This is a genomic window from Corynebacterium sp. UBA2622, assembly GCF_002339505.1.
Lineage (GTDB): Bacteria > Actinomycetota > Actinomycetes > Mycobacteriales > Mycobacteriaceae > Corynebacterium.
The window spans coordinates 141,158-162,079 of the sequence record NZ_DDJO01000023.1; the positions used below are offsets into that span (position 1 = coordinate 141,158).

At 68.8% G+C, this 20,922-nt stretch carries 26 protein-coding genes; 17 read left to right on the forward strand and 9 right to left on the reverse strand.

Going from position 1 to position 20,922, the window contains the following annotated elements; all coding sequences use genetic code 11:
• Positions 1–16 precede the first annotated feature (16 nt).
• From B3611_RS09670 to B3611_RS09680, 3 genes are all read right to left on the reverse strand, one after another.
• Positions 17–559 carry a GNAT family N-acetyltransferase gene (locus tag B3611_RS09670; protein ID WP_291314866.1) on the reverse strand — a complete coding sequence of 181 codons (543 nt, stop codon included), beginning with the start codon at positions 557–559 and terminating at the stop codon, positions 17–19.
• A 166-nt stretch (positions 560–725) separates the two neighbouring features.
• Complete coding sequence (locus tag B3611_RS09675; protein ID WP_291314867.1) at positions 726–1,304, reverse strand: LGFP repeat-containing protein; 579 nt, start codon at positions 1,302–1,304, stop codon at positions 726–728.
• A 52-nt stretch (positions 1,305–1,356) separates the two neighbouring features.
• A complete protein-coding gene (locus B3611_RS09680) occupies positions 1,357–2,076 on the reverse strand; it encodes a LysR family transcriptional regulator substrate-binding protein (protein WP_291314868.1) in 720 nt (239 codons plus the stop codon).
• Between the two features lie 23 nt (positions 2,077–2,099).
• On the opposite strand from B3611_RS09680, the gene B3611_RS09685 reads away from it, so the two are divergent.
• Positions 2,100–2,486: a DUF5997 family protein gene (locus B3611_RS09685; RefSeq protein WP_291314869.1), complete on the forward strand. Its 387-nt coding sequence runs from the start codon at positions 2,100–2,102 to the stop codon at positions 2,484–2,486.
• Here B3611_RS09685 and glyA read toward each other — a convergent pair.
• On the reverse strand, positions 2,483–3,775 hold the full coding sequence (gene glyA, locus B3611_RS09690) for a serine hydroxymethyltransferase (RefSeq protein WP_291314870.1): 1,293 nt from the start codon (positions 3,773–3,775) through the stop codon (positions 2,483–2,485). The two genes, B3611_RS09685 and glyA, sit on opposite strands and share 4 nt — an antisense overlap.
• Before the next feature lie 161 nt (positions 3,776–3,936).
• On the opposite strand from glyA, the gene coaA reads away from it, so the two are divergent.
• Positions 3,937–4,860, forward strand: coding sequence for a type I pantothenate kinase (gene coaA, locus B3611_RS09695; protein WP_291314871.1), 924 nt, complete (start codon positions 3,937–3,939; stop codon positions 4,858–4,860).
• 13 nt (positions 4,861–4,873) lie between these two features.
• Here coaA and B3611_RS09700 read toward each other — a convergent pair whose 3' ends face one another.
• From B3611_RS09700 to mca, 3 genes are read right to left on the reverse strand one after another with little or no spacing between them, the layout of a single operon-like run.
• Entirely contained in the window at positions 4,874–5,644 is a 771-nt protein-coding gene (locus tag B3611_RS09700; RefSeq protein WP_291314872.1) for an isoprenyl transferase, read from the reverse strand.
• 54 nt (positions 5,645–5,698) lie between these two features.
• Entirely contained in the window at positions 5,699–5,992 is a 294-nt protein-coding gene (locus B3611_RS09705) for a hypothetical protein (protein WP_291314873.1), read from the reverse strand.
• A complete protein-coding gene (mca, locus tag B3611_RS09710) occupies positions 5,992–6,918 on the reverse strand; it encodes a mycothiol conjugate amidase Mca (protein ID WP_291314874.1) in 927 nt (308 codons plus the stop codon). The genes B3611_RS09705 and mca overlap by 1 nt, the downstream gene beginning before the upstream one ends.
• A 121-nt stretch (positions 6,919–7,039) precedes the next feature.
• Here mca and B3611_RS09715 point away from each other — a divergent pair, with 121 nt between their 5' ends.
• The 3 genes from B3611_RS09715 to B3611_RS09725 all read left to right on the forward strand — a co-directional run bounded on the left by B3611_RS09715 (position 7,040) and on the right by B3611_RS09725 (position 8,766).
• Complete coding sequence (locus tag B3611_RS09715; RefSeq protein WP_291314875.1) at positions 7,040–7,546, forward strand: DUF4307 domain-containing protein; 507 nt, start codon at positions 7,040–7,042, stop codon at positions 7,544–7,546.
• Positions 7,547–7,655: 109 nt separating this feature from the next.
• A complete protein-coding gene (greA, locus tag B3611_RS09720; RefSeq protein ID WP_291314876.1) occupies positions 7,656–8,180 on the forward strand; it encodes a transcription elongation factor GreA in 525 nt (174 codons plus the stop codon).
• A 52-nt stretch (positions 8,181–8,232) separates the two neighbouring features.
• Positions 8,233–8,766, forward strand: a complete 534-nt coding sequence (locus B3611_RS09725; protein WP_291314877.1) for a hypothetical protein — start codon at positions 8,233–8,235, stop codon at positions 8,764–8,766.
• Positions 8,767–8,924: 158 nt separating this feature from the next.
• Here B3611_RS09725 and B3611_RS09730 read toward each other — a convergent pair whose 3' ends face one another.
• A complete protein-coding gene (locus B3611_RS09730) occupies positions 8,925–9,770 on the reverse strand; it encodes a Bax inhibitor-1/YccA family protein (protein ID WP_291314878.1) in 846 nt (281 codons plus the stop codon).
• A gap of 150 nt (positions 9,771–9,920) precedes the next feature.
• On the opposite strand from B3611_RS09730, the gene B3611_RS09735 reads away from it, so the two are divergent.
• On the forward strand, positions 9,921–10,889 hold the full coding sequence (locus B3611_RS09735; RefSeq protein WP_291314879.1) for a suppressor of fused domain protein: 969 nt from the start codon (positions 9,921–9,923) through the stop codon (positions 10,887–10,889).
• Positions 10,890–10,900: 11 nt separating this feature from the next.
• Here B3611_RS09735 and B3611_RS09740 read toward each other — a convergent pair whose 3' ends face one another.
• Positions 10,901–12,400, reverse strand: coding sequence for a tryptophan-rich sensory protein (locus B3611_RS09740; protein ID WP_291314880.1), 1,500 nt, complete (start codon positions 12,398–12,400; stop codon positions 10,901–10,903).
• Positions 12,401–12,475: 75 nt separating this feature from the next.
• On the opposite strand from B3611_RS09740, the gene B3611_RS09745 reads away from it, so the two are divergent.
• The 11 genes from B3611_RS09745 (at position 12,476) to B3611_RS09795 (ending at position 20,921) form a co-directional block, all read left to right on the forward strand.
• Positions 12,476–13,105 carry a CPBP family intramembrane glutamic endopeptidase gene (locus tag B3611_RS09745; RefSeq protein WP_414646331.1) on the forward strand — a complete coding sequence of 210 codons (630 nt, stop codon included), beginning with the start codon at positions 12,476–12,478 and terminating at the stop codon, positions 13,103–13,105.
• Between the two features lie 17 nt (positions 13,106–13,122).
• Positions 13,123–13,929, forward strand: coding sequence for an ABC transporter ATP-binding protein (locus tag B3611_RS09750; protein WP_291314882.1), 807 nt, complete (start codon positions 13,123–13,125; stop codon positions 13,927–13,929).
• The gene (locus tag B3611_RS09755) at positions 13,926–14,573 is read left to right on the forward strand and encodes an ABC transporter permease (protein ID WP_291314883.1); all 648 of its coding nucleotides are present in this window, start codon (positions 13,926–13,928) and stop codon (positions 14,571–14,573) included. Before B3611_RS09750 ends, B3611_RS09755 begins: the two co-directional genes overlap by 4 nt.
• On the forward strand, positions 14,573–15,253 hold the full coding sequence (locus B3611_RS09760) for an ABC transporter permease (RefSeq protein ID WP_291314960.1): 681 nt from the start codon (positions 14,573–14,575) through the stop codon (positions 15,251–15,253). The genes B3611_RS09755 and B3611_RS09760 overlap by 1 nt, the downstream gene beginning before the upstream one ends.
• An 11-nt stretch (positions 15,254–15,264) precedes the next feature.
• Positions 15,265–16,206, forward strand: a complete 942-nt coding sequence (locus B3611_RS09765; protein ID WP_291314884.1) for an ABC transporter substrate-binding protein — start codon at positions 15,265–15,267, stop codon at positions 16,204–16,206.
• On the forward strand, positions 16,190–16,990 hold the full coding sequence (locus tag B3611_RS09770; protein ID WP_291314885.1) for a glycosyltransferase: 801 nt from the start codon (positions 16,190–16,192) through the stop codon (positions 16,988–16,990). Before B3611_RS09765 ends, B3611_RS09770 begins: the two co-directional genes overlap by 17 nt.
• Positions 16,991–17,059: 69 nt before the next feature.
• Positions 17,060–17,935, forward strand: a complete 876-nt coding sequence (locus tag B3611_RS09775; protein ID WP_291314886.1) for a phytoene/squalene synthase family protein — start codon at positions 17,060–17,062, stop codon at positions 17,933–17,935.
• Complete coding sequence (gene crtI / locus B3611_RS09780) at positions 17,928–19,481, forward strand: phytoene desaturase family protein (RefSeq protein ID WP_291314887.1); 1,554 nt, start codon at positions 17,928–17,930, stop codon at positions 19,479–19,481. Before B3611_RS09775 ends, crtI begins: the two co-directional genes overlap by 8 nt.
• Entirely contained in the window at positions 19,478–19,789 is a 312-nt protein-coding gene (locus B3611_RS09785) for a lycopene cyclase domain-containing protein (protein ID WP_291314888.1), read from the forward strand. Before crtI ends, B3611_RS09785 begins: the two co-directional genes overlap by 4 nt.
• Positions 19,786–20,073 (forward strand): lycopene cyclase domain-containing protein, encoded by a 288-nt coding sequence (locus B3611_RS09790; RefSeq protein ID WP_291314889.1) that lies wholly within the window; start codon positions 19,786–19,788, stop codon positions 20,071–20,073. Before B3611_RS09785 ends, B3611_RS09790 begins: the two co-directional genes overlap by 4 nt.
• Positions 20,070–20,921 carry a prenyltransferase gene (locus B3611_RS09795; RefSeq protein WP_291314890.1) on the forward strand — a complete coding sequence of 284 codons (852 nt, stop codon included), beginning with the start codon at positions 20,070–20,072 and terminating at the stop codon, positions 20,919–20,921. The genes B3611_RS09790 and B3611_RS09795 overlap by 4 nt, the downstream gene beginning before the upstream one ends.
• Position 20,922: the final 1 nt, after the last annotated feature.

Consider the following 20,922-nt stretch of genomic DNA (forward strand, 5'->3'; position numbering starts at 1 on the left):
GCCCTTTGCCATGCCCCTAGCCGCGACCACCCCCGTCCTCAGGCTTGGGCAGCAGCAGCTCGTAGATGTCGGTGTCCCGCCAGGCGCCCTCCAGCTCCCCGTAGGTCATCTTCGCCATGTGATGGAAGGTGCCCACCTTTGTGAAGCCCCTGGAAAGGTGTAGGCGCGCGGACCCCGTGTTCTCGGGGAAGATCCAGGAGTGGATGGACCATTTGCCCAGCTCGATGCACGTTTCAATGAGCTGGTCCAGGAGGGCCCCCGAGATCCCCCTCCCCCGCGCGTCGGGGTGGGTGTAGATCGAATCCTCCACCACGCCGTGGAAGACGGAGCGCGAGGAGGCCTTCGCGGCCGAAACCCAGCCGAGAATATTCCCCTCGTCTTCGGCGTCCGCCGCGACGAAGACCGTTTCCAGGAGTTTGCCCTCGGAGAACTCCTCCCATGTCGGAGCGGAGGTCTCCCACGTCGCGTGGCCCGAATCCAGTCCGATCTCGTAGATGTCGCGGACCTGCGGGTAGTCCTCGGGGCGGATGGGGCGGAGCGTGTAACCGTTGTCAGGCATGGGGCCCATTTTTCACACCAGCACACGCCCGTGCAACAGGGCCGAACCCGCACCGCACCGCGCCGCGCACGGGAAAAGCCCCTCCCGCACCCTATACGGGTGCCGGGAAGGGCTCGTCTTGCGGCGCACGCCCCGCAACGGGGGCGCGGCGACCGGTCCCCGGGTCTTACTTCGGGGTGACGGTGGCGCCGAAGACGCCGTCCGGGCCGTGGGTCCAGTCGATGGAGCCGTGCTCGAACTGCTGGGTCCAGCCGTTGCCGTCGGCGCGCTTCTCCTCGGGGGCGGTCGGGAAACCGAGGGAGGAGTCGGCGCGGACGTTGGTCAGCCAGTTGTTGGAGATCTCACCCCAGGTCGGAGCGCCGCCGGTGTTCTGGTTCCAGGTGACGTAGTGCTCCGCGTCGTAGGAGACGATCCAGCCGTTCGGGGTCTCCTCCACGGAGGCGGGCTCACCCCAGTCCTTGCCGTACTTGTCCATTGCGTCCTTGACGCCCTGGGGAACCAGGGTGGTCGCGCCGTCGGCGGTCTTGACCTCCACGGTCTTGTTGGTGCGGTCTGCGGTGCCGGAGGCGGCGGAACCGGTCGCGGAGGACTCGGTGGCGGTCTGGGTCTCGGTCGCGGTCTCCTTCACCGTGGAGGTGGACTCCGAAGTCGAGTCGGACTTGGAGTCGTCGGAGGAGCAGGCGGCCAGACCGGTGGCCAGAACGAGGGCCGCGGCGGACGCGACGATCTTCGTGTTCTTCATCATTGTGGAACCTTTCTATTTGAGGATCTCTTAACAAGGTTAACCGATACGCCTGTTAACGCGAGCGACGCCTACCCGCACCCCGGGAACCGGTTTTCCCAGAATTCCCACGTTTCCCGCCCGGGCGGCGGGGTTTCCCCGCCTGTCCCGTCCTTCCCGGGGCCCCCGATTTACGCGCGGCTTTCGCCGTGGACCCGACGCGGGTCTTCCCCTCCCCGGCGGACCCGCGGGAAGAGTTGGAGGTGCGCCCCTTGGCTACGCCCACAAAATCCTGGATCGCGTCCGAATCCGCCTCCCTGCGCCACACCAGCGCCACGCTCGTCCGAGGTGCGTCCCCACCGACCAGGGCGAGCGTGACCACCTGCTTCTTCGACAGCACCTTCAGCAGCGGAGCGGGCGCGAAGGCCACACCGACGTTGGCGGCCACGACCTGTAGTGCGGCCCGAAGCTCGTCGATGGAGGCTCCCGGCGTGAAGCGGAAGTTCACGATCTCCCCCGCGACATCCCCCGCACGGACGTCCTCCCCCACCTCCGCGTAGACGGAGTCCTTGGGCACCGCTACGCCGGGGGTTTCGTCGTAAAGTGACACGACGTGGTGCGCCGGCCCGACCCGCTCGTCGGGAAGCCTCGCGAGCGCGAGGTCGCACTCCCCCGCGGCGAGGTCCGCCAGCGGGTCGTCGCTGCCCCGGGCCTGCAGCCCGTGCGCGGTCGCCGCCTCGTAGCGCCGCAGCCACTTGCCGGGTTCGGAGCCTGTGACGAAGGAAAGCCTGAGCATGCGTTAATGCTACCGTCGTGACCATGACGAACCAGCAGCCCTCAGGCACCGCGATGAAGCCCGCCACCGCCGCGAAGAAGCTCGGGATCCACCTCCCGGCCACCCCGCAGAACTTCCAGGAGGGCGCCGTAACCCACGGCGAGCTGCGCGATCTTCAGGCCAACCCCCCGGAGTGGCTCCAGGAGCTGCGTCTCAACGGCCCCCACCCGCGGCCGGAGGTGGCCCGCAAACTCGGCATCAGCATCACCGCGCTGAAGAAGAACGGGATGGACGAGCCGCTGACCACCGAGCAAATCAAGAACCTCCTCGCCGACCAGCCCGAGTGGCTGCGCGAGGCCCGCACCGCGCTCGCGGAGGAGCGCGACGCCGGGGACAGCGGGGAGGGCAGTGGAAAAGACGGGGAAAGCTAGAGCAGCTTCCAGTCCTCCAGGTCCGGGTAGAGGGGGTACTTCTCCGCCAGCTTGTCGACGCGCCCGTGCAGCGCCTCCACATCCGCGGCCTCACCCTGGATGAGCACCTCGGCGATGATGTCGGAGACCTCGCGGAAGTCCTCGGCGGTGAACCCGCGCGTGGCCAGGGCCGGGGTGCCGATGCGCAGGCCGGAGGTGACCTTCGGGGGGCGCGGGTCAAAGGGCACCGCGTTGCGGTTGACGGTGATGCCCGCGCGGTGCAGGAGGTCCTCCGCCTGCTGGCCGTCCATGTCGGAGTTGCGCAGGTCCACGAGGACGAGGTGGACGTCGGTGCCGCCGGAGACCACGTCGATCCCGGCGGCCTTGGCGTCATCCTGCGTGAGGCGCTCGGCGAGGATGCGCGCGCCCTCGAGCGTGCGCTCCTGGCGGTCTTTGAACTCGGGGGTGCCGGCGATCTTGAACGCCGTCGCCTTCGCCGCGATGACGTGCATGAGCGGCCCGCCCTGCTGGCCGGGGAAGACCGCCGAGTTGATCTTCTTGTGCAGCTCGAGGTCGTTGGTGAGGATGAACCCGGAGCGCGGCCCGCCGATGGTCTTGTGCACGGTAGAGGACACGACGTGGGCGTGCGGGATCGGCGAGGGGTGCAGGCCGGCGGCGACGAGCCCGGCGAAGTGCGCCATGTCCACCCACAGGTAGGCCCCGACCTCGTCGGCGATGGAGCGGAACTCCGCGAAGTCCTCCTGGCGCGGGTAGGCAGACCAGCCCGCGATGATGACCTTCGGCTTGACCTCCCGGGCCTGCTCGCGGAGCTTGACCATGTCGATGGTGCAGGTGTTCTTCTCCACCTGGTACGCGGCGACGTTGTAGAGCTTGCCGGAGAAGTTGATCTTCATGCCGTGGGTGAGGTGGCCACCGTGGGCAAGGTCAAGCCCGAGGAGGGTGTCCCCCGGCTCCGCCAGTGCCATGAGGACCGCGGCATTGGCCTGGGCACCGGAGTGCGGCTGGACGTTGGCGTACTGCGCTCCGAAGACCTCCTTGGCGCGGTCGCGGGCGAGGTCCTCCACCACGTCGGCGAACTCGCAGCCGCCGTAGTAGCGGCGGCCCGGGTAGCCCTCGGCGTACTTGTTGGTGAACACGGAGCCCTGCGCCTGCAGGACGGAGCGCGGAACGAAGTTCTCCGACGCGATCATCTCCAGCGTGTTGCGCTGGCGGCTGAGCTCGTTGACGATGGCCTCGTGAACTTCGGGGTCGAACGAAGCGAGATCCTGGTAGCGGAGGTCCTCAGACACGTACACCGGGTCCTTTCATTGAATTACAGGTGGGCCTGGCCCGCAGCGGAGCCATTCACTGCAGTATATTCTCCCGCGCGCACGGGCGGGCGGGCGTTGTGCCGCGGGCCCGGACCGGCCCAATCCGCCCCGGCAGCCGCGCAGGTGAGACAATGTCCCCTATGTCCCGCGCTGTCGATACCAGCCCCTACCTCGAATTCAGCCGCGATGCCTGGCGTGAGCGCCGCGCCGCCTGGCCCCAGGTGCTCACGGAGGAGGAGGTGGCCCAGCTCAGCGGCATCGGGGAGAGTCTGGACCTCAACGAGGTTGCCGAGATCTACCTGCCGATCTCACGCTTGATCCACCTGCGGATCCTCGCGCGCCAGCAGCTCACCGCGGCGACGGAAACCTTCATCGGCAGCACCCTGCACGTGCCCTACATCATCGGGGTGGCCGGCTCGGTGGCCGTCGGCAAGTCCACCACCGCCCGCGTGCTGCAGGTGCTCCTCCAGCGCTGGGAGTCCCACCCGCGGGTGGACCTGGTCACCACCGACGGCTTCCTCCACCCCAACGCGGTGCTCGCCGAGCGCAAGCTGATGGACCGCAAGGGTTTTCCCGAGTCCTACGATCGGCGCAACCTCATGCGCTTCGTCACCGAGGTCAAGTCGGGCTACCCGGAGGTCAAGGCCCCCGTCTACTCGCACAACGCTTACGACATCATCCCCGGCGAGTACCAGTACGTGCGCCGCCCCGACATCCTCATCCTCGAGGGCCTCAACGTCCTGCAGACTGGGCCGACGCTCATGGTCTCCGACCTGTTCGACTTCTCCATCTACGTCGATGCCGCCACCGCCCACATAGAGCGCTGGTACATCGACCGCTTTCTCAAGCTGCGCACCACCGCCTTCCGCCAGCCGGGGGCCCACTTCGCCCGCTTCGCCGACCTCAGCGAGGAGCGCGCCACCCGCGAGGCCCGCGAGATCTGGCAGTCGATCAACCTGCCCAACCTCGTGGAGAACATCCTCCCCACCCGGGTGCGCGCCTCGCTCGTGCTGCGCAAGGGCCCCGACCACGCCGTCCAGCGCGTGCGCATGCGCAAGCTCTAGCTTTTCGACGCCCCTACTTGCCGAACCGTCGCGAGCGCTGCGAGTAGTCCCGCAGCGCGCGCAGGAAGTCGATCTTGCGGAACGCCGGCCAGTACGTGTCGGTGAACCAGATCTCGGAGTACGCCGCCTGCCACAGCATGAACCCGCTGAGGCGTTGCTCGCCGGAGGTGCGGATGACCAGGTCCGGATCGGGCTGACCGGAGGTGTAGAGGTTGCGCGAGACGGACTCGATGGTGACCTTCTCCGCCAGCTCCTCGACATGTGTCCCGGCGGCGAGGTTGGCATCGATGAGCGCGCGCACGGCGTCGACGATTTCCTGGCGCCCGCCGTAACCGACGGCGATGTTGACGGTGAGCCCGGGCTTTTCGGTGGTGCTGGCGGCGGACTTGCTCATCCGGTCCGCGACGTGCGGCGGCAGAAGGTTGAGGTGCCCGACCAGCTTCACGCGGCAGGTGTAGTTCTCGGTGGCGAGGTCGTCGACCACGTCGGAGATGATGTCGAAGAGCAGCTCGACCTCCTCGGTCGTGCGCTTGAGGTTCTCTGTGGACAGGAGGTAGATCGTGACCACGTCCACGTCCATCTCGGCGGACCACCGGACCAGCTCGCCGATCTTCGCGGCCCCGGCGCGGTGGCCGTGGGAGATGTCGACGTAACCGGACTCGCGGGCCCAGCGCCGGTTGCCGTCCGCCATGACGGCGATGTGCCTGGGGTGCTCCTTGCCCCGGAGCTCGCGCTTCAACCGCGCCTCGTAGAGGGGGTACAGAATCTTCGCCAGCGCAGCCACGTTTCCAGCCTAGTCTGCCGTGTCAGCGCATCAAATAGCGCATCAAATAGGGCATCAAATGAAGGTCTTGCGGCGGCGGTCAAGCACGCCGGCCTCGGCCATCGCCTTATCCAGGGCTTCCTCGTCGAAGGGGTCGATTCCGTGGGCCTCCGCGAACATGCGCCGGCGCGTGAAGCGGGAGTAGCGGCGGTGGAAGGCGAAGCCGAGGCTGAGGACCAGGACCAGGAGGAAGACGATGATGAGCAGGCCGATCGGCGAGGCCTTGCCGAACTCCGGGCCGACGGGTGTCTCCGGCGGGGCCTGAGCGATGACCCAGCCCGCGGCGGTGGTGAGCGTGGTGGCAGGCATTAGTTCTCCTTCTCGTCCCGGGGCGCGGCGGCATCGCCGGGGCCCTCCGGGCTGGCGGGTTCGTCGGGGATGCCCGCGAACAGGTCCGTCTCGGGCAGGTCCGTCTCCACGCGGGTGCGGGCGAGCTCGAACTCCTCCGTGGGCCAGACCTTCTGCTGGTCCTCCACGGGGCTGGCGAGGAACGCGCCGGCCGGGTCAATCTGGGTGGCGTGGGCCGTCAGGGCCTCGGTGCGCTGCGGGAAGTAGTCGCTGCACTCCACCTGGGTTGTCACGCGCGTCATCACATCGGCGAGGTTTTCCTCCCAGCGCTGGATCATCATCTCGTAGGGGCTGCTCTGGCCGCGCTCGTAGAGGAGGTCCTGGAGCATCTTCATCCGCTGGAGAATGAATCCGTGCGTGTAGTAGAGCTTGAGCGGCGTCCACGCCTCACCGGCCTCCGGCGCGTAGGACGGGTCTCCCGCCTTCTCCCACGCCAGCATGGAGACTTCGTGCACCTTCAGGTGGTCTGGGTGGGGGTAACCACCGTTCTCGTCGTAGGTGATGATCACGTGGGGGCGGAACTCGCGGATCACCCGCACCACCTCGCGGCACACCGCGCCGCTGTCCTCGAGGGCGAAGCAGCCCTCCGGGAGCGGAGGAAGCGGGTCGCCCTGGGGCAGACCGGAGTCGGCGTAACCGAGCCACTCGTGCTCGACACCGAGGGCGGCCACGGAGCGCGCCATCTCCTCCTCCCGCACCTTCTTCATGTTCTCCAGCACACCGGGTCGGTCCATGCGCGGATTGAGAATGTCGCCCCGCTGCCCGTCGGTGCAGGTGAGCACCTTGACGCGATTGCCCTCAGCGACGTATTTCGCCATCGTCGCCGCGCCCTTCGAGGCTTCGTCGTCGGGGTGCGCGTGGATTGCCAGGAGGCGCTTGCCGCTCACTGTTCCTCCAACTTTAGTAGGGGCTTTTCTCCAACCCGGTTCATCTTAGTACCATCGGTTCTGAAGTCATTTTCCCCGCCACCTCCAGCCCCCAAGCCCCCGAGCACCCAGAGGATCCGCCGTGCCCACACCGCAGCCCGCGCCCCAACGCCCCACCTCCCGCTACGGCGCGCGCGCCCGCGGGGGGAGCTCGCGCGCGGCGGGTGCCTCGCCCCGGCCCGGGGCCGCGAGCAGCATCGGCGGCAAGATCGTCGTCATCGGGGCTGTTATCTTCGTTGTCCTCATCGCCGTGGCATACGGGCGCAACGTCATGGAACGCCGCTCCATTCCGGTGAAGGCCAACTTTGTCTCGCAGGAGGCTGTCGACGACCACACCACGCGCCTCTGGGTCGACGTGACCCGGAAAGACCCCTCCGTCCCCTCGTACTGCATTGTCACGGCCCTGAATTACGAGTTTGCGGAAGTGGGGCGTCGTGAAGTGGTGCTCCCCGCCGGCGGTGACGAACTGACCCGCGTGAGCACCGAGCTTCCGGTGCGTGAACCGGCGGTTTCCGGGCGCGTTTACGGCTGCTCGGAGGACATTCCGTTCTACATGGACACCTCCGCCGCGCACAACGAGGCCCGCTAAGGCCACCCCGGGCACCGTGCTAGAATCCGGCTGTATATAACTATTCCAACCGCGGTGCCCACGCCTGTAGGCGCGGGCCCGCGCGACGTATCAGGGAAGGCCCCGCTTCATGGCTGAAACTCAGCAGCAGTACATCACCCCGGAGATGAAGGCCAAGCTCGAGTCCGAGCTGCAGGCGCTCATCGATAACCGCCCCGTCATCGCGGCCGAGATCAACGAGCGCCGCGAGGAGGGTGACCTGAAGGAGAACGCGGGCTACGATGCCGCCCGCGAGCAGCAGGACCAGGAAGAGGCCCGCATCAAGCAGATCTCCGAGATCCTGGCAAACTCCACCACCGAGCGCAGTGGCATCGTCGAGGGTGTTGCCCTGGTGGGTTCCGTGGTGCACGTGTACTACAACGGCGACGAGAACGACAAAGAAACCTTCCTCATCGGCACCCGCGCCGCCTCCACCGGTAACAAGGACCTGGAGACCTACTCCGAAAACTCCCCGCTCGGTGCGGCCGTGGTGGGTGCGGCGGAGGGTGAAACCCGCACGTACACCGCCCCGAACGGCCGGGAAATTTCGGTCACGATCGTGGACGCCGCGCCGTATGATTCTGTTAAGGCCTCCACGCCCCGCTCGCGCTCCTAAACGCCCGCGCGTCAACACATCCCCGGAACTTCACAAGCATAAGGACTTTCCCGTGAACCTCTCTTCCTCCCGCAAAGCAGTGGCTGCCGGCTTCTTCGCAGTCGCGGCCCTCGGCATGGCTGCCTGCTCCCCTCCCGGCCAGGTGGATTCGGCGCAGAAGGTGGACACCGCGACGAGCCAGAACGCCGGTTCCCTGAACGGCGGGGCGACCCAGTCCAGCGAGGGCAAGCCCACGAACGTCGCCGAGGCCTCCTCCGCCAGCGCGTCGGCGAGCACCAGCGCCTCCCCGGTGCCCGCCGGAACCCTCCCCGTCCTGCGCAACTGCGGGGAGAGCTCCCAGACCAAGCCGGCGCGCATCGTCCTCGCCTGCGGTGACCAGGACGACTTCATGGACAACATCGTCTGGCAGGACTGGGGAACCGACCTCGCGACCGGCACCGGCACCCGCATCACCGTGAGCCCGGATCGCCGCGAGGAGGACACCAAGATCGTCCTGGGCAACCCCGAGATGATCGACGGCGAGATGCAGTTCACCACCGTCACCGTCGACGGCACCAAGATCAACCCGGAAAGCCGCGACCGCTAGGTAACCTCCCGCGCAACCCCGCCCCCGAGGCGGGGTTTTTGCTTGTGCACCCGCATTTTTACCCCCGCCCTCCGCAGCGGCTCCGGTCGGCCGCGCACAGCAAAGCGCCCGCCACGGTGATCCGGGCGGGCGCTTTGGTTCGGGTTATCCCGTTGGGGCTAGTTCCTGTTGAAGTAGGACAGCAGGCGCAGGATCTCGGTGTAGAGCCACACCACCGTCACCGCGAGGCCGAGGGCAACACCCCAGGCCATGTTCTCCGGCGCGCCGGTGCGCACGAGGCGGTCGGCCACGTCGAAGTCCTGCAGGAAGCTCAGGGCCGCCAGCACGATGCAGACCACCCCGAAGATGATGGAGAGGGCACCTCCGTCGCGCAGCGGGTTCATCGGCGTGAAGATCGCCATGAGGAAGTTGCCCAGGGCGAGCACCGCGACGCCGAAGATGGCGCCGGTGAGGATGCGGTTGAAGCGCGGGGTGACGCGGATCGCGCCCGTCTTGTACACGAAGAGCATGCCGAAGAAGACGCCCAGGGTGCCCAGGATGGCCTGGAAGATCATCGCGCCGGCGTCTGCGCCACCTACGATCCAGCCGCTGAGCAGCAGCGAGAAGCCGCCGACAAAGAGACCCTCGAAGACGGCGTAGGTCAGGGTCACGGCCCTGCTGCCGTACTTGCGTCCGAAGGAGTGGACCAGAACCGTGATGAACCCGCCGATCGCGCCCACGAGGGTGAGCATCATGGCGAGCGAGTAGCTGGCCACGATGGCAATGCCGAAGTTGATCACGGCGAACAGGACGATCACGCCGAGGGTGATGCCCGACTTGGTCACCACGTCGTCGATGGTCATCGGGCGCTGCGTCTGCATCGGCGCCGCCGCCCCGAACGGTGCCTGGCCGTAACCGGCCTGTGCCTGTCCGTATCCGTAGTCCGCCTGCGGCTGGCCGTAGCCGTAACCGCTCTGCGCCTGTGCCCCCGGCAGGGAGTTCAGCACCGGGTTGTTTGTTTTCACTGCGCCCGTTTCCTTTCGTCGTGGGTTCGCATGGTTCACAGGTTCCAACGCCGTGGACGTGCGTTTAGTTCCCGGGGTGCCGAACGCGGCGGCCGGGCGAGTCCCTCAATCCCCTCCCGCGAGCCGCCCGGCCCGGCTTATGATGCCCCCATGAGCCTCATCGACCGCGCCTTCCGCCTCCCCCGCCGCGGCCCGCGGGTCGGCGGGGATGCGCTGCTCGAGGCGCTGGCCGGGGTGGCAACCCATGACGAGCCCTACCCCTTCTCCTACCAGGGTGCGGCCGACGTCGACGTTCTCGCCCACTTCAGCGCCGAACCCCTCCCCCACGTCCTCTACACCACGTTCGGGCTCTCACGGGTCAAATCCACCGTCCCCGTTGCGGGCGTGCAGATGGAGCTGAGCATGCGCACCCGGGTCACCTCCCCTCTGCCGCTGCAGTGGCCCGCCGACGCGCTCGCCCTGCTGTGCGCCCACGTCCGACGCACCGGACGCACCCTGGAGCCGGGCCACTACATGGAGCTTCCCCGCCCGCACATGGGCCGCCTGGCAGGTTTCTCCTTCGTCGCCGACCCGCTTGTGCCGGAGGTGCAGACAGTCACCGGCGCGGTCCGCTACACCTACGCCGTGGGGTTGACCACCGAAGACCTCGACGACGCGCTGCGGTGGGACCCGGTCAGGTTCACCGGCGAGCTCGGCGAGGTCTTTCCCCTCGGCTTGACGGATCCCGGCCGCGCGGCGCTGCGTCGCGATCCCGCGGCCCGGGCGCGGGTTGAGGCGGCCGTGGCGGAGGAGGGGTCGTCGATTAGCGCCGTGGAGGCGAAGATCCTGGGCATCGAACCCGGCCGGATCGACCTCGACCCCGGCGCGGTGAGTGCGCTCCTGCGGGCGATGCGGGGCAGACTCAAGTTCGGCCGGGCATTTGCGCTGGTCAGCAGGCGCGGAGAGACCTGGGTGAGATTCACACCCGGCGAGGCGACCGAGACCGGGGAAGGTTTCCTCGAGGTGGGCGCGCAACCCGCGCTTGTCGACGAAATCCTCGCCGTCCTCGACCCCGCCCCCGGCGTCTACCGGCTGCGCTCGGCTCCCCTGGAGATCCACGTGGTGGACCCGCGCAGCTGAGGATGAGCGGGTCAGCGGCCGCGGTTCAGCCGCGCGATCCGTGCGTTGAGGGCGGTGGCGAAGGCGCACCACACCGCGTAAGGGGCGAGCCACCACGCGCGCTGGGTCTTTTCCCGGTTCGCGCGGCGCACCAGATCCGCCGAGGACGCGGCGAGGGCGGCGGCGGTGAGCGTGGAGAGGCCACGGCGCCGAGAGCGGAAGAACAGGCCGCACCAGGCCACGTTGAGCGCCAGGTTGACTGCGAGCGCCGCAGCGTTGGAGCGGCCCCGGGGGGTGTCGCCGCGCTCGTAGGCGTCGGCGATGGTGGTCGTCGCCATGACGGCGAGGTCGGCGTAGAGCGCGGTCCAGACGAGGGGGAAGACCGCACCCGGCGGCTGCCACGCGGGTTTGCTCAGTCGCCGGTAGCTCGCCGATGAGGTGTCGGTGAGCAGCGACCCCGCGACCGCTGTCAAGAGGACCGAGGCGTGGACCGAGGAGGCGATCTTGCCGTAGCGGCCCGGGTGCTCGCTGCGGGCGGCGCGGCGGACCGCCTCGTCAAAGCCCATGTGACCGCCCTCGGGAGCACCCACGAGTTCCTCGAGGTCGCGTTCCTTGACCACGGTGCTGGAGGAGACGCTGTCGAAGATCGGCAGGATCTGCGCGTACGTCAGGGGGGTGAGCAGGCCCAGGCCCCACGCGGCGATGCGGCGGGTCATGATGTTCGCGGTGAGAAACGGGCGGTCGTGCTGGCCGAGCGCCTGAGCGCAGCGCGACATCATTTCCACGTACTGCATCGTGTCGGGCCCGCCCACGTCGAAGGTGCGGTTGAACCCGGAGGGCAGGTCAGCCGCGGCGACCAGGTAATGCACGATGTCTCTCGCGCTGATGGGCGTGATCTCGTTGGTGATCCACGTGGGCGCGACAAAGACCGGCACGCGGTCGGCGGCGTGGCGCAAGAGGTCGTAGGACAGCGAACCCTTGCCCAGCACCACTCCCGCCTGGAGCGCCGCGGTGGGCACGCCGGACGCCATGAGCACGTCACCCACTTTGACGCGGGAGGCGAGGTGCTCGGAGAGCTCCGTGCCATCCGGGTGCAGCCCGCCGAGGTAGACGATGCGCCCCACCCCGGCCGCCCTCGCGGCCTCGCCGAAACCGCGCGCCATCTCCTCCTCGCGCTCGGCGAAGCCCGCGCCCTCGTCCATCGAGTGCAGGAGGTACCAGGCGCAGCTGACACCCTCCATCACGCGGGCAAGGTCGTCGGCGTCACCCGCGTCTCCCTCGATCACCTCGACGCGCCCCGGGGTGGCGGGTTCCCCGGGCGCTGTGAGGTGCGCGGCCCACGGCTGCCCGCCGGCCTTGTCGCGGTCGCGGCTCAGGCAGCGCACTGCCCATCCCCGGCTCAGCAGCTCGGCGACCACCAGGCTGCCGACGAATCCGGTCGCGCCGGTGACCAGCGCCAGACGGGCGGAGTTATCCGCGGTGTGGCCTGCTGCGGGATCCCCGGAGCTGGCACGGGAAGGCGACGAAGTCATGCGCCAAAGTCTATACTTCGGCGTTAAGCTGCGCCGGGACACCGGCGCGTCGACGATCCCAGAGAGGTGCCCGCCTTGGCACGCACGCTGTCGTTCCTCCTCCCCTGCGCCGCGGGTGCGGCGGGCCTCTACGCGGCCCGCCGGATGGGTGACGGCACGCCCGGTTACTACGCGGCGACGTGCGTTACCGCCGCGGTTTACCTGGGCGCGTGGTTGGGGTGGGGCCGGCGCGGCTCCTTCTCCCGCCCCGGTGCCGCGCGCGACCTCGCCGCGGGCATCGGCCTCGGGCTCGGCCTGGCGGTGGTGTTCGTCGGCGGAGCCCTGGTGGTCAGCCACGTTCCGCTCCTCGCGGAGCCCGTCGCCGACCTGCTCTCGGCCACGGACCGCGGAGGGCTCCCCGCCACCCTGTTCGTGCTGGTCATTAACGGCATCGCGGAGGAGCTCGTCTACCGCGACGTGGTACCTGGCCAGCTCACGTCGCGGGGCCTCGTCCGCGGCCGGATGAGGGTGGGTGCGGTCTCCGTGGTCATCTACACGCTGGTCACCGTGGCCATGGGCGTTCCCCTCCTGCTCGTCGGCGCCGCCACCCTTGGCGCGCTGTGCCAGTGGCTGGCGGCACGCACCGGCCGCCTCTGGGCGCCCGTGGCCGCCCACCTGACCTGGAGCACCTCGATGCTCTTCCTCATGCCCGTGTTCTTCTCTTAGCGATAGGCTGGTTCCCCATGATCGAGTTCCACGGCGTCTCCAAGACGTACGCCCAGAGCGACACCCCGGCTGTCGAGAACTTCAGCCACACGGTCGAGAACGGCTCGACCACCGTCTTCGTCGGCCCGTCCGGCTGCGGAAAGACCACGCTCCTGCGCATGGTCAACCGCATGGTCGAGCCCGACAGCGGGCGCGTCTGCGTGCGCGGCCGGGATGTCTCCGGTGTGGACCCGGTCAAGCTGCGCCGCAGCATCGGCTACGTCATGCAGCACTCCGGGCTGATGCCGCACCGCACCGTCCTGGACAACGTCGCGGACATCGCGGCGCTGGCGGGGGCGTCGAAAAGCGAGGCGAAAACCCGCGCGGGCGAGATGCTGGAGCTGGTCAACCTCGACCCGGCACTCTACGGGCGCTACCCCGCAGAGCTGTCCGGCGGGCAGGCGCAGCGCGTCGGCGTGGCGCGCGGCATGGTCACCCGCCCGGACATCCTCATCATGGATGAGCCCTTCGGGGCCGTGGATCCGGTCGTCCGGCGGGGTCTGCAGCGCGAGGTGCTCTCGTTGAAGGACGCGATGGAGACCACCATGCTCATGGTCACCCACGACATTGACGAGGCGTTCCTGCTCGGCGACGACGTGGTCATCCTTGGGCGCGCGGCGCGCGTGGAGCAGATCGGCACGCCCGACGAGATCATCGCCCACCCCGCCAACGATGCCGTGCGCGAGTTCATCGGGGCGGACGACCGGCGCCTGCGCACGGAGCAACGCGGTTCGCAGACCTTCGTGGTCGACGATTCCGGCCACATCAAGGGGGTGCTCGCGTGAACTGGCACTGGCTCAGCACCAACATGGGGCGGATAGGCTCGCTCACCCTCGACCACCTGCTGCTGTCGCTGCCCGCGATCGCCCTCGCCTTCCTCCTCGCGGTGCCCCTGGGCTGGCTTGCCCACGCCTCCGGACGCGCCCGGGAGGCCATCGTGGTGGCCACGAGCCTCATCTACGTCATCCCGTCGCTGGCGATGTTCGTTCTCCTCCCGCTCATCATGGGCACCTCGGTACTGTCGCCACTGAACGTCGTGGTGGCCATGACCATCTACGGCATCGCCCTGATGGTGCGCACCTCGGCGGACTCCTTCGATGCCGTCCCGGCGGACGTCACCCAGTCGGCCAAAGCCGCCGGATATACGCCACTGCGGCGCGTTCTCGGGGTCGAGCTGCCGCTGGCCGGCCCGGGCCTGCTCGCCGGCGTGCGCGTTGTCGCCGCCTCCACGATCAGCCTCGTCTCCGTAGGTGCCCTCATCGGTGTGCAGTCCCTGGGCACGCTGTTCACGGAGGGTTTCCAGCGCTCGTTTCCCACCCAGATCATCGCCGGGCTCGTCGGAACCATCCTGCTCGCCGTGCTTGTCGACGCCATCCTCGTCGGCCTCGGGCGCCTCACGATGCCCTGGACGCGAAGGGCGGCCCTGTGATGAACCAGCTCTCCCAGGCCTGGGCCTACCTCGCCACCGCCTCCAACTGGTCGGGCGCCGCGGGGTTCTGGTCGCGCATCGGCCAGCACCTCGGATACACGGCCCTCGCCGTGGGCATCGCGGCGCTGATTGCGGTGCCCCTGGGAATCGCCGTCGGGCACTACGGCCGCGGTTCCAACGCGGTGCTCTCCGCCGCCGGTGCCCTGCGCGCCCTTCCCGCCCTGGGCCTGCTCACGTGGCTCGCGATCGCGCTGCCGCGCGGGGCGACAATGCCGCTCGTGCCCGCGACCGTTGTCCTCGTCCTGCTCGCGGTGGCTCCCCTGCTGGCGGGAGTGGTGGCCGGCTTCGATTCCGTTGAGCGCGACGTTGTCCACTCCGCCCGCGCCGCCGGGTACAGCGAGGGGCAGATCCTCACCCGCGTGGAGCTGCCGCTCGCCGCCCCCGTCATGGTGGGAGGGCTGCGCTCCTGTGTCGTGCAGGTGATCGCCACCGCCACCGTCGTCGCCTACATCGGCCTGGGAGGACTGGGGCGCTACCTCATCGACGGTCTCGCGGTGCAGGACTACCCGCGCATGGTCGCCGGCGCCGTTCTGGTCACCGCCGTCGCCCTCGCAGTGGATCTTGCCCTGGCGGGGGTGCAGCGCCTCGTTCGCCCGCGCGGGGGTGCGAAAACCCGATAGGCTTGGCGGGCATGAAACGCTTAGCTGCCGCGGGCGCCGTCTCCTCTTTGGCCCTCGCCACCCTGACACTTTCCGCGTGCGGGACGACCGACCCCTTCAGCGAGCAAAGCTCCGCGCCGTCGACGGCGGCGGAGGCCGGCACCGTCGTCATCGGCACCGCCAACTTCCCCGAGTCCGAAATCATCGGCCAGATCTGGGCCGAGGCACTGAAGAAGGAGGGCTTCAACGTCAAGGTCTCCTCGGGCATTGGCTCCCGGGAGGTCTACCTCGGCGCCCTTCAGGTGGGCAACATCAACGTCGTGCCCGAGTACGCCGGCAACCTCACCCAGTTCTACGGGGAGCTCCCCGAGGGCGCGGACAAGGAGGGCGTCGAAAAGGCTCTCGCCGGGGCGCTGCCGAGCGGGCTCGAGGCGGGAGAGTTCAGCCCCGCGGAGTCGAAGGACGCCTACCGGGTGACGCGCACGGTGGCGGACCAGTACGGTTTGTCCACCATCGCTGACCTGGACAAGCTGGACAAGATCACCATCGCCGCCCCGCCCGAGTTCGCTGAGCGCCCCGCCGGGCCGAAGGGCCTGACCAAGGTCTACGGCATTGACGCGTCGAAAATCAGCGTCAACCCGATTTCCGACGGCGGCGGCCCCCTGACCGTCCAGGCCCTCGTGGAGGGTGGGGCAAACGCCGCGAACATTTTCACCACCTCGCCGGCGCTTCTCAACGACGGCAAAGAGGCCGACCTGGTGACCCTGACCGACACCAAGAACCTCATCCCGCCGCAGAACGTGCTGCCGGTAACCAAGGCGGGCTCGCTTCCCGACGGAGCCCTCGACGTCCTCAACAAGGTTGACGCGAAGCTCACCACCGACGACCTGGTGGAGATGAACCGCCGCAACGTTGGCCCGGAGCGCGCGGAGCCCGGGCAGATTGCCAAGGACTGGGTTGACCGCAAGCTCTAGCCGGCCCTCGGTCGCCCTCGTCATCCCCTGCCGCAACGACGCCGCGCTGCTGGGGCGCTGCCTGGACAGCTTCGCCCGCCAGTCCGTGCCCGCCGATGCCGTCGTAGTGGTGGACAACGCCTCCTCGGACCACAGTGCCGCGGTGGCGCGCTCCCGCGGGGCCGTCGTGGTCCGCGAACCCCGCGTGGGCATCACCTGGGCCGCGCGGGCGGGCTACGACGCCGCATCCGACCTCGGTTGCGATGTCATCCTCCGCACCGACGCAGACAGCATCGCCCCCCGCGATCTCGTGGCAACCCTCCACTCGGAATGGGAGCGGGCCGGGTTGCGCCCCGGCCGGGAGGTCGTGGGGCTGACCGGCGACGCCACCTTCGACCTGCCCGCATTATCCCGCCCCGTCAGCGCGTTTTACCTCGGCTCGTACCGTCTGGCCGTCGGCTCCGCCCTCGGGCACCCGCCGCTGTTCGGCACGAACTGCTCCTTCACCACCGCCTGGTGGCGCTCGGTGCGCGACGGCATCGACTCGGCGGACGTGGTCTCCCACGACGACATCCAGCTTTCCTTCGCCGTGCGCCCCGGTGAGACGGTCCTCCACCGGCGCGGCCTGCACGTGCGGATGGATTCCCGTGCGCTGCGCGGCCGCGCCCAGATGCGGCGGAGGTTCACCCGCGGGTGGCATTCGATGATGCGTGGTTTCGCCTCGTCCCCGCCCCCGCGCCGGCTCGCGCAGCGGCTGGCCTGGAGACTCTCCCGGTGGCGCAGGGACGCGGCACGGCCGCGATAGACTACGGCAAGCTCCCCGGAACAATTCGGCGGCCCACCTCACCCACCAGCGAAGAGGCAGAATAACCCCATGCCCCACCCCGATTACCTCGCGCGCTACGACGCGATGTGCGACGCCGCCGCGGCGCAGGTCATCGCCCGCTACTCCACGAGCTTCGCCCTGGCCACCCGCTTCCTCGGCCGCGGCCTGCGCCGGGACATCCTCAACCTCTACGCCGTTGTCCGCATCGCGGACGAAATCGTCGACGGTGCCGCCTCCCAGGCCGGCGGGAACCCGGGCCCGCTCCTCGACGCCTACGAGGCCGCCGTCCTCGCCGCGCCGGGTGCCCGGTTCCACACCGACCCCGTGCTGCACGCCTACGCGGGCAGCGCCCGGCGCTGCGGCTTTGACCCGGCGCACATCCGCGCGTTCTTCGCCTCCATGCGCCGCGATCTCACCCAGAACGACTACGACGAGGCTGGTTTCACCTCCTACGTCTACGGCTCCGCCGAGGTGATCGGACTGCTCTGCCTCTCCGCCTTCCTCGCGGGTGAGGAGGTTCCCGCCACCCGCCGCGCCGACATGGAGGCGGGGGCGCGGGCGCTGGGTTCCGCCTTCCAGAAGATCAACTTCCTCCGCGACTACGCCGAGGACCGCGGGGAGCTCGGCCGCACGTACTTCCCCCAGCTCAGGGGCCTCCCACTTGACGACGCCACCAAGGCCGACCTCGTCTCAGACATCCGCTCCGAACTTGACCGGGCCCGGCGAACAATACCGCTGCTGCCGGCGAGCGCGCGGGGGGCGGTGGCCGCCGCCGAGGCGCTCTTCCGGGAGCTCACCGACCGCATCGAAGCCACCCCCGCCGCGACCCTGGCCACCACACGTATATCCGTCCCTAACCACCGCAAGCTCGCCCTCACCGCCCGCGCCGTCGCGCGGCACCGGAAAGGAACCACCCATGAGTAATCCCACCGCCCTCGTCATCGGCGCCGGCTCTGCCGGGCTCGCCACGGCCGCCCTGCTTGGCCGGGAGGGTTACGAGGTCACCGTCGTCGAGCGCCTCGGATCCATCGGCGGGCGCTCGGGTGAGGAGAGCGTCGGGGGGTTCCGCTTCGACACCGGACCGTCCTGGTACCTCATGCCCGACGCCTTCGACCACTTCTTCGCGCTCTTCGGCAAACGCACGGAAGACCTTCTCGACCTGGTCGACCTCACCCCCGCCTACCGCCTCTTCCCCGAGGGGAGGGAGCCCGTCGATGTCACCTCCGGGCGCGCCGAGGCGATTGCCCTCTTCGAATCGCTCGAGCCCGGCGCAGGCGAGCGGCTCGCCGACTACCTCGACTCCGCCGCCGACACCTACGACATGGCCGTTGAGCGCTTCCTCTACACCACCTTCACCTCCCTTCGCCCCTTCGTGGACGGAGGCCTGCGCTCCCGCTACCTCGAGCTGGCCCGCCTCTTGACCGTTCCGCTGGACAGGTTCGTCGCCCGGTGCTTCGCCGACACCCGCCTGCGCCAGATGCTGACCTACCCCGCGGTCTTCCTCTCCTCCCACCCGGCGCGCACCCCGTCCATGTACCACCTGATGAGCCACACCGATCTGGTCCAGGGGGTGAAGTACCCGCAGGGAGGATTCACCGCGGTCATGGACGCCATCCTGGGACTCGCCGAGGAGAACGGCGCGGAGATCCGCCTCAACTCGGATGTTTCCGCCATTACCCACGACGGATCTCGGGCCACGGGCGTCAGGCTTATCGACGGCACCGAGCTGCGCGCCGACCTCATTGTCTCCGCAGCGGACCTCCGCTTCACGGAGACCCGCCTTCTGCCGAAGGAGAAACGGACCTACGACGAGCGGTGGTTCGCCTCCCGCGACCCGGGTCTGGGCACCGTGCTGGTCATGCTGGGCGTGGAGGGCAAGCTCCCCCAGCTCACCCACCACAACCTCCTGTTCAGTGAGCGCTGGGAAGAAGACTTCACGGCCGTGTTCGACGGGCCGACCGAGGCGCGCCCCGCGGGGTCGTCCCGCTCGATCTACATCTCCATGCCCTCGGCCACCGACCCGTCGACGGCCCCGGCGGGCTCGGAGAACCTCTTCGTGCTCGTCCCCGTGCCCGCGGCGGAGGAGTTCGGCCACGGTGACATGTACCGGGGGACGGCGTCGCCCCAGGTGGAGGCCGTCGCCGACCAGGCGGTCGAGCAGATCGCGCAGTGGTGCGGGGTGCCCGACCTGGCCTCGCGCGTGGTAGTGCGACGCACCCTCGGCCCCGCCGACTTCGCCGAGCGCTACCACGCGTGGTCGGGCGGGTCCATCGGGCCCGCCCACACGCTGCGGCAGTCGGCGTTCCTGCGCGGGTCGAACCGCTCCCGGAAACTGAACAACCTCTACTACGCCGGCGCAACTACCGTCCCGGGCGTGGGTGTCCCCATGTGCCTCATCTCCGCCGAGAACGTGCTCAAGCGCGTCCGCGGCGACCGCTCCCCCGGGCCGCTCCCCGAGGTGGGCCGATGACCCTCACGTACCTGGCGTTCCTCGCCTTCTCCCTGGCGGGTATGGCGATCTGGGACCACCGCGGCCGCCTGACCTTCTTCCATGACCCCCGCCGGGCGCTCCTGGTCAGCCTGGGCACGGTCGCCATCTTCCTCGCCTGGGACGGCCTGGGCATCGCCACCGGGACGTTCTTCCGCGGCGACTCGCCCTACATGACCGGCATCGAGCTCGCGCCCGAGCTGCCGCTCGAGGAGCCCGTCTTCCTGTTCTTCCTCACCTACCTGACCATGAACCTCACCGCCGCGGCACGAAAGGTGACCACCCCGTGACCTACCTCCTGATCAGCGTCCCGTTCCTCGCCGCCGCCGCGCTGCTGTGGTGGGTCCGACGCGGGGCACACCCCGGACAGGGTCGGGTTACCCTTGCCGTGACAACCGTCATGGCGGTCTTGACCATCGTCTTTGACAACCTCATGGTCGCGGCGGGACTGATGCAGTACGACACCTCCAACAACATGGGTGTCCGCCTCGGGCTCATCCCCGTTGAGGACCTCTTCTACACGGTGTTCGTCTGCCTCGTTGTGACCTCCCTGTGGCCGAGGAAGGCGCCATGATCCGATCTATCCTCGCTGCCTCACGGCCCATTAGCTGGGTCAACACCGCGGTGCCGTTCGCGCTCGCGTACCTGCTGGACACCCCGCGCTCGGATTGGCTCCTCGTCCTGGGGTTCGTGTTCTTCCTCATCCCGTACAACATCGCCATGTACGGAATCAACGATGTCTTCGACTACGAATCCGACATCCGCAACCCCCGCAAGGGAGGGGTGGAGGGCGCGGTTCTCCCGCGCTCGATGCACCGCCCGCTGCTCGTGGCCTCCGCCGTGACGGTCATCCCGCTTGCTGTGGTGCTGTACGCCGCCGGCACCTTTACTTCCGCGGCATGGCTCTCACTGGCGCTCTTCGCGGTATACGCGTACTCGGCCCCACCGTTCCGGTTCAAGGAGATTCCCCTCCTCGACTCCGCCACGTCCTCCGCCCACTTCACCCTCCCCGCGGTGGTGGGGGCGACGATAACGGATCCTTCGGTGGATGCGCGCTACTTTGCGGGCTTCGCCGCCTTCTTCCTCTGGGGAATGGCCAGCCACGCCCTTGGGGCCGTCCAGGACGTCAAGGCTGACCGGGAGGGTGGGTTGCACTCCGTCGCCACGCAATTCGGGGCGCGCCGAACAACGCTTTTCGCCGCCGTGCTCTACCTCGTCTCGGCGGGGCTGGTGGCTACCCTGCCGTTCCCTGGCTGGGTCGTAGCACTCCTCGGGCTGGGCTACGCGACAAATACGTTGCGTTTCGCGCGGGTCACCGACGAGTCATCGGAGCAGGTCAACCGCGCCTGGCGCGTGTTCCTCTGGCTGAACTACCTCACCGGCGCGGTGGTCACGATCGCGGTCGTGACGAGCGTGTTCTAGC